At 68.2% G+C, this 12,526-nt stretch carries 9 protein-coding genes and 2 CRISPR repeat arrays (2 of these 11 running past the window's edge); of the genes, 8 read left to right on the plus strand and 1 reads right to left on the minus strand.

Going from position 1 to position 12,526, the window contains the following annotated elements; genetic code table 11:
* Positions 1 to 551: a CRISPR direct-repeat array (repeat unit 29 nt; unit sequence CGGACCACCCCCGCGGGCGCGGGGCCGAC); it begins 1,433 nt to the left of the window's first position.
* A gap of 205 nt (positions 552 to 756) precedes the next feature.
* Both cas3 and casA read left to right on the plus strand, forming a co-directional pair.
* Entirely contained in the window at positions 757 to 3,639 is a 2,883-nt protein-coding gene (cas3, locus tag OHA68_RS31700; protein ID WP_327103504.1) for a CRISPR-associated helicase Cas3', read from the plus strand.
* Positions 3,640 to 3,880: 241 nt separating this feature from the next.
* Positions 3,881 to 5,500 (plus strand): type I-E CRISPR-associated protein Cse1/CasA, encoded by a 1,620-nt coding sequence (gene casA / locus OHA68_RS31705; protein WP_327103505.1) that lies wholly within the window; start codon positions 3,881 to 3,883, stop codon positions 5,498 to 5,500.
* A gap of 85 nt (positions 5,501 to 5,585) precedes the next feature.
* Here casA and OHA68_RS31710 read toward each other — a convergent pair whose 3' ends face one another.
* Positions 5,586 to 6,818, minus strand: coding sequence for an IS110 family RNA-guided transposase (locus OHA68_RS31710; RefSeq protein ID WP_327103042.1), 1,233 nt, complete (start codon positions 6,816 to 6,818; stop codon positions 5,586 to 5,588).
* A 245-nt stretch (positions 6,819 to 7,063) separates the two neighbouring features.
* Between OHA68_RS31710 and casB the strand changes: the two genes are divergently transcribed.
* The 6 genes from casB (at position 7,064) to cas2e (ending at position 11,783) form a co-directional block, all read left to right on the plus strand.
* Complete coding sequence (gene casB, locus OHA68_RS31715) at positions 7,064 to 7,663, plus strand: type I-E CRISPR-associated protein Cse2/CasB (RefSeq protein ID WP_327103506.1); 600 nt, start codon at positions 7,064 to 7,066, stop codon at positions 7,661 to 7,663.
* A gap of 66 nt (positions 7,664 to 7,729) precedes the next feature.
* On the plus strand, positions 7,730 to 8,878 hold the full coding sequence (gene cas7e / locus OHA68_RS31720) for a type I-E CRISPR-associated protein Cas7/Cse4/CasC (protein ID WP_327103507.1): 1,149 nt from the start codon (positions 7,730 to 7,732) through the stop codon (positions 8,876 to 8,878).
* The gene (gene cas5e, locus OHA68_RS31725) at positions 8,875 to 9,666 is read left to right on the plus strand and encodes a type I-E CRISPR-associated protein Cas5/CasD (RefSeq protein WP_327103508.1); all 792 of its coding nucleotides are present in this window, start codon (positions 8,875 to 8,877) and stop codon (positions 9,664 to 9,666) included. Before cas7e ends, cas5e begins: the two co-directional genes overlap by 4 nt.
* Before the next feature lie 7 nt (positions 9,667 to 9,673).
* A complete protein-coding gene (gene cas6e, locus OHA68_RS31730) occupies positions 9,674 to 10,453 on the plus strand; it encodes a type I-E CRISPR-associated protein Cas6/Cse3/CasE (protein ID WP_327103509.1) in 780 nt (259 codons plus the stop codon).
* Complete coding sequence (cas1e, locus tag OHA68_RS31735) at positions 10,453 to 11,508, plus strand: type I-E CRISPR-associated endonuclease Cas1e (RefSeq protein ID WP_327103510.1); 1,056 nt, start codon at positions 10,453 to 10,455, stop codon at positions 11,506 to 11,508. Before cas6e ends, cas1e begins: the two co-directional genes overlap by 1 nt.
* Positions 11,509 to 11,564: 56 nt before the next feature.
* Positions 11,565 to 11,783: a type I-E CRISPR-associated endoribonuclease Cas2e gene (gene cas2e / locus OHA68_RS31740; RefSeq protein WP_327103511.1), complete on the plus strand. Its 219-nt coding sequence runs from the start codon at positions 11,565 to 11,567 to the stop codon at positions 11,781 to 11,783.
* A gap of 77 nt (positions 11,784 to 11,860) precedes the next feature.
* Positions 11,861 to 12,526: direct repeats of the CRISPR family, unit length 28 nt; unit sequence GGACCATCCCCGCACGCGCGGGGCCGAC; it runs 277 nt beyond the window's last position.

Genomic DNA, 12,526 nt, shown 5'->3' on the forward strand with positions numbered 1-12,526 from the left:
ACATCGTCAAAGGTCAGGGCGGCGGGAAAGTCTGCGGACCACCCCCGCGGGCGCGGGGCCGACCGATCAGCCAGTACCCGCATCTCGTGAGCGATCGGACCACCCCCGCGGGCGCGGGGCCGACTAGCCCCCGGCTTGGGTAGTCCGGGGGGCTGCCGGACCACCCCCGCGGGCGCGGGGCCGACGGGACCCGGGTCCGGGTGGCCTGATGGCCAAGCGGACCACCCCCGCGGGCGCGGGGCCGACCGCTGCTCGACCACCTGGCGAGCAAGCAACGTCGGACCACCCCCGCGGGCGCGGGGCCGACGTCGAGCTGCCCGGGGATGCCCGGGACATGCTCGGACCACCCCCGCGGGCGCGGGGCCGACACTCATGCTCTTCGGCTGCGGCGATGGCGGCGAGGACCACCCCCGCGGGCGCGGGGCCGACCCCGCAGGTGTGACCGAGTCGCCGTCCATCTGGGGACCACCCCCGCGGGCGCGGGGCCGACCGTGTCCTGCAGCACCGCGGGCAGGGTGCGCAGGGACCACCCCCGCGGGCGCGGGGCCGACACTTGTTCACCTGCGCTTTTACCAGCGGGATGTGCCGTTTTCCTTTAGTAGCTGAGCCGTGAGGAATTTTCACGTTCGGTGCCGTTACCTGTTTGGAGTGTTCGTTTCGCTAACGCGGTGAGGTAGGGGCACGATACCGCAGGTGTGTATGACGGCCCCGTTTTGTCGGTGGCGGTGTTTAGGGTGCGGTCGAGGGGAGGGTGCGATGCGATGGCATGAAGAAGTTGGTTACGACGCGGTGGTGATGCGGCAGCTTGGGGTGATTTGGGGTAAATCACGCCAGAAAGCGGGTGGGAGGATGAACCTCCTGCTTTCACATTTGTTGGACACCGCTGCTGTTGCGGAGCAGATTTGGGATAACTATCTCGCCCCCTCGACTAAACGGACATTGGATGACATTTCAGAGGGTCGAGGGAGGTTGTTCTTCGCCTGGTTGTGTGGGGTGCATGATTGCGGCAAGGCGACCCCGGCCTTTCAGCGCGTAGATGCCGAGGGTGCGGAAGCGGTCCGGCGGGCTGGGCTCGACTGGAACGAGTTGGTGGTCAAACGGGCCCGGTGGCGGCATGACAGGGCTGGTGGAACGCTCCTTTTGCGCCTCTTGCGCGAGGCCGGCTGGGAGACTGAGCAGATCGCGTGGTTGTGGCCCCTGGTGGCTGGCCATCACGGATCGATTCCTGCGGTAGGGGCCCTAGCGGGGCTCAGGACGGCGCGGGGCGAGCCGCAGGGCAAGGGGCCGGCGTGGAGCCGGGTGCAATCGGCGTTGGTAGAGGTGTTCACCCGGCTGGTCGGGTTCGATGATCTTGTTGACGTACAACCCCAAAGTGTGCCCAGCCGTGCCGTACAGCTGCAGCTCAGCGGCCTGATAGTGATGGCTGACTGGATCGCCAGCGACGAACACCACTTCGCCGGGGTCGATGACCTGGCCGACGTGAGCATGCAAGGAGCTCGGGCTCGCGCGGTGAAAGCGTGGGGGCAACTCGGGCTGCGCGGCGGCTGGGGACGGCTGCGAAGCCCTATGCCCGAGGCCTTCGAGCAGCGCTTCGATCAGTGGCCACGCCCGTCGCAGGAGCTGGTGATGCGGGTGGCTCGCCGGATGCCGGGCCCGGGGCTGCTGATCGTCGAAGCGCCGATGGGAGAGGGCAAGACTAAGGCCGCGCTGTTGGCGGCCGAGGTCCTGGCCGCTCGGTTCGGGGCTGACGGCGTGTTCGTGGGCATGCCGACGCAGGCGACGAGTGATCCGATGTTCAGTCAGGTGCGCGCTTGGTTGGACAGGATCGACGAGGACCTGGCCGGGCAGGTGGCGCTGCTGCACGGCAAGCGGATGTTCAACAAGGAGTGGCGGAGCCTGCTGGAGGAGCAGGACACCGACCCCGACAGCTTCTACGGCAGCGTCGAGGAAGACGACGTGTACGGCTTGGCGGACTCGCCGTTCGGTCATGGCGGGCATGTGGTCGCGGAGCGGCAAGCTCCAGCGGAGTGGTTCCTAGGCCGTAAACGCGGACTGCTGAGCCCGTTCGTGGTCGGCACCATCGACCAGTTGTTGTTCGCGGCGACGCGGACCAAGCATGTGATGCTGCGCGCCGCCGGCCTGATGGGCAAGGTCGTGGTCTTGGACGAGGTGCACGCGGCCGACGTTTACATGTCGCAGTTCCTGAAGGAGGGGTTGCGCTGGCTGGGGCAGGCGGGGGTGCCGGTGGTGTTGCTGTCGGCCACGTTGCCGCCGGCGCAGCGACATGAACTGGTCACTGCCTACCTGTCCGGTGCGGCCTCCGTGGAGATGTTCGACGCGTCGGAGCTGCCGCAGGCTGCGGGATATCCCAATGTCAGCGCTGCATGCCTGGTCGACGGGCGGGCCGTCTACGACGTGGATCACTCTCAGCAGTGGCGGGCTGATCTCCGTGTGTCGGTGACGGTCCTGCCCGAAGAGGTCGGTACGGCGGGGCAGAGCCAAGCAGGCGATGAAGCGGTCGCCGACGTGCTGCAGGAGCGGCTGGCCGAGGGCGGATACGTACTGGTGATCCGTAACACCGTCCCCCGGGCGCAGCACACCTACCAAGTGCTGCGAGAACGGTTCGGCGGTGATGTCCGCCTGTTGCACGGACGGATGACCGCGCACGATCGCGCGGAGCGTACCCAGGAGTGTCTGGACCTGCTCGGCCCCACGCGCAAGGAAGGCCCACGCCAGCCTGAGCGGCTGATCCTGGTCGCCACCCAGCTGGCCGAGCAGTCCTTCGACGTGGATGCCGATGTGCTGGTCACCGACCTGACCACGATGGACCTGTTGCTCCAACGGTTGGGCCGGATCCACCGCCATGACGGAGTGCGGCGACCGCCGAAGGTTCGCCGACCGGAGGTGATCATTACGGGTTTCGCGCCGAAGGATGCGGCTGCCCCGTCGATCCTCCCGGCGAGCGAGGGAATCTACGGCCGGTACCTGCTGCTGCGCACCGCGGCTCTGGTCTGTGCCGCCGATGGTGGTCACTGGTCGGTGCCCAGTGATGTGCCGCGTCTAGTCGAGCGGGTGTACGACAATGCGTGCGATGTAGTCCCGCCCACATGGGCTGACGATGAGCAGCAGGCGCAGGCCGAGTGGGTGACCCAGCAGGCCGAGCGTGCCCGCAGCGCGGAGCACTTCCTGCTCACCCGCGCCAATGAGCACACCAGAGCGACGCTGGACGGCCTGCACTACGGGGCGGCCACCGGCAGCCTGGCCGAGGACAAGCTGCAGGCCGTGGTCCGTGACGGGGATCGCAGCGTGGAAGTGATGCTGGTGCACGGCGACGAGCGGGGATACCGCACCCTGGGTGGCCGGTGGCTCGGAGTCAATGGCGAGGCGCTGTCGGATGAGCTGCTGGAGGAGGTGCTGGGGGCGACCGTACGCTTGCCCGCCAAGCTCTCCGAACTGGCTGAGCGTGACCTGGCGCCGCTAGATGGTTGGCGGGATCACCCGTGGCTGAAACGCAGCCTGGCGCTGGTCCTGGACGCCAACACTGCCGCCGACCTGGGCGAATATCAGGTCCGGTACGACGACGAGTTGGGGCTTGTCGTAGATGGTGGTCCAAGCCGCCCTATGCGGAGGCGCACATGAGCCTCGTGCGGGCCGGGCTCCCTTCCGCAACGTGGCGTGGCTGGAGGGAGCCCGGCCCGCGCGGGCCTTGATCCCCGCATGGCGGGGCCGACGTAGGTCCGAAACGGAACCATGGACCATCCCCGCGTCAGCGGATCACGCAGGGCTCGACACCACTTTAGGCATTCACCTGACGAAGCGGCTTCTCCATGGCACGCTCCACTATGAGACGGCTAAACGTAACCAGTTAGAGAGTCTGCGAATGTCCGGCTACGACTTGATTGACTCGTCGTGGCTTCTACCTCGGCCACGAGGCGAAGCTGCCCGAGAGCTTTGCTCTTTGCGGCACACGTTGCTGCATGCTCACGAGTACGACTCGATCGAGGCCGAGGTCTCCACGCACATTCCGGCGCTGCTGCGTCAGTTGCTCCTCCCCATCGTCATGGACGCTCTGGGGCGTCCCGCTGATCGCGCCGCCTGGGCTCGGTGGTTCGCCAACGGTCGCTTCACCGAGGAGCAGCAGCAGGCGATCAGCGACTACCTCGACGAGCACCGCTCCCGCTTCGACCTGTTCGGCGAAGAGACGCCCTTTGCCCAGGTGGCCGGGCTGCACACGGCCAAGCGGGAGACGAAGGGAGCGGCGCTGCTGGTCGCCACCGCAGCCTCAGGGAACAACGTGCCGCTGTTCGCGACCCGTACCGAGGGTGATCCGCTGCCGTTGACGCCACCTCAGGCGGCACGGTGGCTGCTGCACGCCCACTGCTGGGATACCGCGGGCATCAAGTCCGGAGCGGCCGACGACCCATTGGCGAAGGCGGGCAAGACCACCGGAAACGTCACCGGACCGCTGGGGTACCTGGGCGTGATCGTCCCGATGGGACGGACCCTGTTCGAGACGTTGATGCTCAACATCCCGATCGGTCATCAACCGGCCGATGATCTACCGCAATGGAGGCGTCCGCCGGCAACCGCACAGTGGCGTCCCCGGGCTGCGACCGGGCTGTTGGATCTGTGGACCTGGCAGTCGCGCCGGATCCGCCTGGTTCCAGAGCAGACCGATGAAGGGCTGCGGGTCTGCCGGGTCGTGGTGTGCGCAGGGGACCGGCTGGAGGCCATCCCGGAGTGGGAGCCACATACGGCTTGGGCTTTCTCCAAGGCGCCCAAGAGCACACCGGGAATGGTGCGCCGCCCGCGCCGACATATGCCGGGCAAGGCCGCCTGGCGCGGCATGACGGCACTACTCGCTGCGGAACGACAGAACGGTGACGGCGGTGTCGAGACCTCGGTGCTGCTGAGCCAGCTCGCCGACGTTCAGGCCGAAGGGTTCCTCGCCTTCGACTACCCGCTACAGGTCCAGACGATCGGCATCGTCTACGGCACCCAGTCCGCGGTCGTGGAGGACGTGCTGTTCGACTCGATCCCGCTGCCGGTAGCCGGGCTACGCACCGAGACCGAGACGTACACCACCTTGGTAGAGGTGGTCGAGCAGGCCGAAGACCTGGCGCGGGCGGTGAACGACCTGTCGGCCGATCTCCGCAGGGCGAGGGGAGCCGACCCGATCCCATGGGACAAGGGACAGCGCCCCGGAGAATTCGTCCTGCATGCTCTGGACCCGCTGGTGCGGCGCCTCCTGATCGGAGTACGAGGTACGGCCGACGATCCCGACTTGCTGGAGCAGGGCCGTACCGCCTGGGAGAAGCTCGCTCACCAGCGGACCTGGGACGTCGCGGAGAAGCTGCTTGCCACGGCCACCGGCAGCGAGTTCGCCGGCCGGGTGGTGAAGAAGGACAGCCGCGAGTACGTCTACCGGCTCGCCGCCGCCGAGCAGAACTTCCGCCAGCGGGTACGCGACGCGCTGCCTCGCTGGGCTCAGACCGCGTGACCGGCGTGGGGCTCACCGCGCCTCTACGAGCGCCCAGCCAGTCTGAAGACGAGGGGAGACCCGCATGACACCCCCTGTGTCAACCTCACGCCGCTTGAGGCTCCATGAATGCCGCTGCGGCCCCGTGTTTGGTGGGGTTGTAGGGAACGCCGTCGAGCCAGCATCGCCAGATCACCCGGACCCAGGCGCGGGCCAGGATCCGGATGGCGTGGGGATGGTCCTTGCCGCGGGCGCGGGCTCGCTGGTAGATGTCGGCGGCCCATGGACTGGTGTGACGGCTGTTGCCGGCGAAGGTGGTGATGGCCTGGCGCAGGCGTTTGTTGCATGCCCACCGGTAGCCGACCGCGTGGTGGCGGCCGGAGGCCTTGGTGACGGGGGCGACGCCGGCGAAGGCCGCCACCGCGTCCGGGCCGTCGTAGGCGCTGCGGGCATCGCCCCACTCGGCCAGTATCTGGGCGGCGTTGATCAGGCCAGAGCGTGGCAGCGAGGTGAAGACCTGGGCGTCGGGATGGGCGGCCAGGTGAGTGGCGGTCGAGCGGTCCAGCTCCTTCTTGACCGTCCCGAGCGTCGTCAAGACCGTGACCAGGGCCAGTACCGCGTCCCGGCCTGCGGCGGTCTCGGCCTCACCGGTGGCCCCGGGTGGTGCCGACCGCAGCCGAGCCAGCAACTGGGCGGCGGGCCGTTTGCCGGAGTAACCGTGCTTGGCACAGAACGACGCGATCCGCTTTTCACCCAGCCGAGCAGCGCTCACCGGAGTGGGGTAGGCGGTCAGGAACGCCAGCGCGATGGGCGACTCAACATCGGCGAAGATCTCTTTGGCACCGGGCCAGAACGCATCCAGCAGCGCCGACAGCATGTTGGTGGCCATTACGCGCAGCTTGATGATGTCATCGCGGGTGCGTACCACGGTGCGCAGCGCCTTGGTCTGCCCGGAAAACGGCCGGGCCGGGGTCAGCTTGTGCTGGCGCAACCGCAGGTATTCGGCGATGACGTGGGCGTCTCCGGCGTCGGACTTGGCCCCGGACAACACCTCGGCATCTCGCCAGGCCTTGATCGCGTTCGACTTCACCGGGACCACGGGATGCCCGGCCTCCAGCAGCACATCGACCAGGCGGCCGTCGGGACGCTCGATCCCGATCGGCAGTTGCTCGGCCTCACCGAGCCTGCCCAGCCTGCGGGCCAGGTCGGCGAATCCGGCGGCGGTGTGAGCGATGGTGAACCGGGTCTTCACCCGGCCCGCCTCATCCAGCACGCACACCGCATGCTCGGCCGAACCCCAGTCGATCCCGACGTAGTAGACGCAATCTTGCAGTGCCACAAGGCTCCTCACGCAGCTCGACACAATCCACAGCGTGATGCCGGTGACGGGACTGCTCTCCGGGCGGTCACTGACCGGCGCTCTACGGCGCGTCCCTCTGTTGCCGGTCAACAGACCCGAAAGAGCCGGGGGCGGCAGTGTCATGCGGGCCCTCAACGAGCCACCACCACCAGGCCGTCACCCCGGCTCTCACCGGCATCCAACCACAAGCACTCTTTCAGCGCTCGCAAGAAGAAGGTGCACCAGTGACCTCCACCGCCGATCGCACCGTTCGGTATTGGACCAGATACGTGGCCACGGACGGGACCTGGCGAGACAAGCGCAAGCTGCCGCCGGGCGAGGACCTGGCCGCCTTCCGCGCCGGACTCGGACGTCCGGCCGGCACGGTGCCCGTCCTGTGGCCGTACTACACCTCGCCCATCGACGACCGCCTCGCCCGCAAGGGCCAGGTGTCGCAGGAGTTGACGGCCGAACACGCCGCACTCGCCCTGTACGGCCTGCACCAGCAGTCCCGCCCGGACCCGATGCATCGCCCCGACATCCGGCTGGGCCAGGCGCTCCGGCGGCTGCACAAGGAGAGCGACCACGACAAGGGATTCAGCCGGGAAGCGGTTGATCGACGCGTCAATGCCGCAGCCTCGGCCACCCAGATCTCCGCCTTTCTCACCCACCTGCGGGGCCTGATCTCCCAGTTGCGGACGGTAGGCGCGCCGCTGGACTACGACCTGCTGCTCAAGGACATCCGCGACTGGCAGCGCCCGGACACCCGGCAACTGGCCCGCCGCAGGCTGGGGCTCGCCTACTACGGCTGGCAGCCCAGCGCCCAGCCATCGCCGGATCGGTAACCGATCGCACCCTGCGTAGCTGTTTCCGTCACCACACCACCTCTGTTGATCTCATCCGGAGTCTTCATGGACAAGCGCCTGTACATCGACGTGCACATCATCCAGACCGTTCCCCCCGCGAATCTGAACCGCGACGATCAGGGCAATCCCAAAGAGGCTTACTACGGTGGGCACCGCAGGGCCCGGGTGTCGTCCCAGGCATGGAAGCGCGCCACCCGTACCAGCTTCGCCGAGCACGCCCCCCAGCAGGACCACGCGACCCGAACCAAGCGGATCGCCGCCGAGCTGGCCAAGCGACTGGCCGGCCGCAGCGGCCTGGAGGCCGAGCAGGCCACCCGCCTGGCCACCGCGCTGCTGCAGCCGCTGGGGATCAAGCCGGGCAAGAAAGCAGGCGACACCGCCTACCTGCTGTTCTTCGGTTACCGCCAGCTCGAGGACATCATCGATCTGGTCGCCGACCAGGCCACCGACCTGACCGCCTTGGACGATGAGGAACTGGCCAAGGCCGTCAAGGACCTGCCCGTGGCCGAGAAACTGCAGCAGAGCCACCCGATGGACGTGGCGCTGTTCGGGCGGATGGTCGCCGACATTCCCGCCCTCAACGTCGACGCCGCCGTCCAGGTCGCCCACGCGCTGTCCACCCACACCGTGGACCTGGAGTTCGACTACTACACAGCGGTGGACGACGAGAATCCTAAGGAGGAGACCGGCGCCGGCATGATCGGCCAGATCGGCTTCAACTCCGCCACCCTGTACCGGTACGCCACCATCAACCTGCCCCAACTGATCGCCAACCTCGGCGATGGTGAGGCCGCCCTGACCGCCGTTGATGCCTTCGTCGAGCACTTCGCCCGTTCCATCCCGTCGGGGCACCAGAACTCCTTCGCCCACCGCACGCTGCCCAGCCTGCTGGCTGTCGTGGTCCGCGAAGATCAGCCGGTCAACCTCGTCTCCGCCTTCGAAAAGCCGCTCCTGCCCGAAGAGGAAGGCGAGGGTCTGGCCGCTGACTCCGCCGTCCGCCTGGCCGTGGAGTACGACCGCGCTACCCGGCAATGGGGCGACACCCCCGCTCACGTCACGGTCTGCCACACCTTCGACCCTGACCAGCACACTGGAGAACGGCTCACCGCGATCCTCGGCGCGAACACCACTTTCCCCACACTGATCGCCGACCTGCACGCCGCTCTGGCCGGGCAGATCAAGCAGGCCCGATGAACGCCCCCCAAGCCACACTGGTCTTGCGTCTGGGCGGTCCCTTGCAGTCCTGGGGAGACCGCAGCGTCTTCAACCGGCGGGATACGCGGCCCGAACCCACCAAATCCGGGATCATCGGCCTGCTCGCCGCCGCCTCCGGCCGAGCCCGCGAAGAACCTCTGGACGATCTGCTCGACCTGCGCCTCGGTGTACGCGTTGACCAGCCTGGCAGCCTGCTGCGCGACTACCACACCGTCAGCGACTACCGCGGACGCCCTCTGCCGCAGGCGGGCGTATCGGCGAAAGGGCTGCAGAAGCCCACCTCGCCTGCTAAGTACACACACGTCACCCAGCGCTTCTACCTTCAGGACGCGGTCTTCCTCGTAGCCTTGGAGGGGTCCGCCGCCCTGGTGCAGACGCTGGCCGAAGCCGTCCAACGCCCGGCCTTCCCGCTCGCGCTGGGCCGCCGCTCCTGCGTCCCCACCCAGCCGCTCTTCCTCGGCATCCGCCACGCCGAGCTGGAGGACGTACTGCGCACCGAGCCCTGGCACGCCACCGAAACAGCCCAACAGCTCTACGCCCGCGACCGGCACAGACCTCCCACCATCGACGTGGCGGCCACCATCGACCACCCCGACGGTGAGGACTCCCTCAACGACGTCCCCCACTCCTTCGCCCCCCGCGAACGTCGCTTCACCAGTCGCCGCATCCGACATCTGTGGATCACCCTGCCGACCGGATCGGCGACGGATGACAGCGTCGCACCGAGTACTCAAAGCCACGACCCGTTCGCCCTCCTGGGTTGGTGACCCCGACATGACCTACCTGTCCCGCATCAGAATCAATCCGCTGCGCGAGAAGAGCCGACTGTTCCTGGCCAGCCCGCACGCCATGCACGGCGCCGTCATGTACGGCATCCCCGATGCGCCCAACGACCAGCGCATCCTGTGGCGCCTGGACGCCGACGACCCCCATCGGCCCATGCTCTTCGTCCTGACCACCACCCGCCCGGACTGGAGCCACCTCGTCGAACAGGCCGGCTGGCCCGGTGCCGACGGCGAGCACGCCGCCATCCGCGACTACGCGCCGCTGCTGGCCCAGATCGCCGTCGGCCGCGAGTTCGCCTTCCGGCTCACCGCCAACCCCGTCCAGAACACGTCCAACCCCCTCAAACCCAGCCCCACCCAGATCGAACGCGCCGCAGAGGCCAAACGACGGTCCTTCCGCATCGGCCACCGGACAGCCGACCAGCAACTCACCTGGTTCCTGTCCCGCACCGAACGCTGGGGATTCGACGTCCCGCCCGCCCGCACCGACCCGCCCGCACCCGGACTGCAGCCCTCCAGCGACGAACAGCCGCCACCGCCGCGCGAAGTCCGCATCACCGCCCGCGAACGACGCTCCTTCCGCAAGAAGAACGCCGGTTCCCACCCGGTCGTCCTGCACACCGCCACCTTCCAAGGCCGGCTCCGCATCACCGACACCGCCGCCTTCACCGAGCGGTTGCTGGGCGGCATCGGCCCGGCCAAGTCCTACGGCTGCGGCCTACTCACCCTCGCCCCCCTGCCCGGCTCGCCTCCACATCAGGATCGGTGATGGCCGACATCTGGTGGAAGGCACACCCCCACGACCTGCACCGCATCGCCGACCGCGTCTCCAGCGTCTACGTCGAACGCAGCCACATCGACCGCGATGAGAACGCCGTGGTCGTCATCAACAAACGCGACACCGTCCGCATCCCCGCCGCGATGGTCGCCGTCATGCTGATCGGCCCCGGCACGCGCATCACTCACGGTGCCGTCCAACTCCTCGGCGACTCCGGTACTGCCGTGTGCTGGGTAGGGGAACAAGGCGTCCGCCTGTACGCCTCCGGCCTTGGGCCCAGCCGCGGCTCTGGCCTGCTCTACCGCCAGGCTTGGCTCGTCACTCGCCCGAAAGAACGCCTCGCCGTCGCCCGCGCCATGTACGGCATGCGCTTCCCTGGTGAAGACGTGTCCGAGATGACCATGCAGCAGCTGCGCGGCCGAGAAGGCGCCCGGGTCCGCAAGCAGTACCAACACCACGCCCGCCGCACCGGCGTGGCCTGGACCGGACGCGACTACCGCCCCGGCGACGCCTTCGCCGCCGGCGACGATCTCAACCGACTGCTGTCGGCCGCGAACACCGCTCTGTACGGCATCAGCCACGCCGTCATCGTCGGCCTCGGCGCCAGCCCCGGCCTCGGCTTCGTCCACACCGGCGCCGCCACCTCCTTCGTCATGGACATCGCCGACCTCTACAAGGCCGAATACACCATCCCTCTCGCCTTCGACCTCGCTGCCAAAGGCCTGACCGAAGAACGCGACGCCCGCCTCGGCCTCCGCGACCGAATCGCCGAAGACAAACTCCTCGGCCGCATCGTCCGCGACATCAAAACCCTGCTCTCACCCGACGGAACCGACATCCCGGAAATCGACGTCAACCAACTCTGGGACGAAAAGGTCGGCGCCGTCACCGGAGGCGTCAACTGGGCCGGAACAGAAGAATTCCCCGACGACCCCCTCTACGTCGAATTTGCCCAGGCTGCCATGGGCGAAGAACATATCGCCGTCATAGGCCCCGAATTCGACCAGGAACGGTCAGCCGACAGCGACGAAGCGAACGACACATGACTGTTATCGTCCTCATCGCAGCCCCCGAAGGACTCCGTGGCCACCTCACCCGATGGATGGTCGAAGTCAACGCCGGCATCTTCGTCGGCAACCCCAGCAAACGCATCCGCGACCGCATCTGGCAACTCCTCGCCGCCCGAATCGGCGACGGCCAAGCCATCCTGGTCGAACCAGCAAGCAACGAACAGGGCTGGGCCACCCGCACCGCAGGTAAGGACCGCTGGTACCCCATCGACTTCGACGGCCTGATCCTCTCGGCCCGCAACCGCCGATAAACCCTCAGCTCAACAAGTGTCGGCCTCGCACGCGCAGGGATGGCCTGACGTCGCGGTCGATGGTGAGCAGCGCGTCCGCGTCGGCCCCGCACGCGCGGGGCCGACAGCACCGACCACGAGCCGTCCGCGAAACCGGTGGGACCATCCCCGCACGCGCGGGGCCGACATGCTCGGCCTGGGCGTCGACGGCCGGCTCTACGGACCATCCCCGCACGCGCGGGGCCGACTTGGACCGGCTGTCCAGCAGGATCGCGTGCCGGGGACCATCCCCGCACGCGCGGGGCCGACTCAGCATCGTCATCCGCCGCCGAATCGTCCCGAGGACCATCCCCGCACGCGCGGGGCCGACGAGGTGGAGATCACCGACCGGGGTAGCCGCTCCGGACCATCCCCGCACGCGCGGGGCCGACTTGTGCAGGCGCCAGCGGGCCAGCGCGATCGGGGGACCATCCCCGCACGCGCGGGGCCGACACTGCATCGTGCTCGACTCCTACCCGGCGCTGAGGACCATCCCCGCACGCGCGGGGCCGACACATCAGCCGGCGACAGACCCCATCGGGCGTACGGACCATCCCCGCACGCGCGGGGCCGACAGCATCAGCCGCACGTCGACGTCCCGCCACGTCGGACCATCCCCGCACGCGCGGGGCCGACGGGCAAACACACCGGGGGGACAAGATGCTTGCAGGACCATCCCCGCACGCGCGGGGCCGACATGTTCCAACAGTAAGCGTGCCGAACGT

Source organism: Nonomuraea glycinis, assembly GCF_035920485.1.
Taxonomy (GTDB): Bacteria; Actinomycetota; Actinomycetes; order Streptosporangiales; family Streptosporangiaceae; genus Nonomuraea; species Nonomuraea glycinis.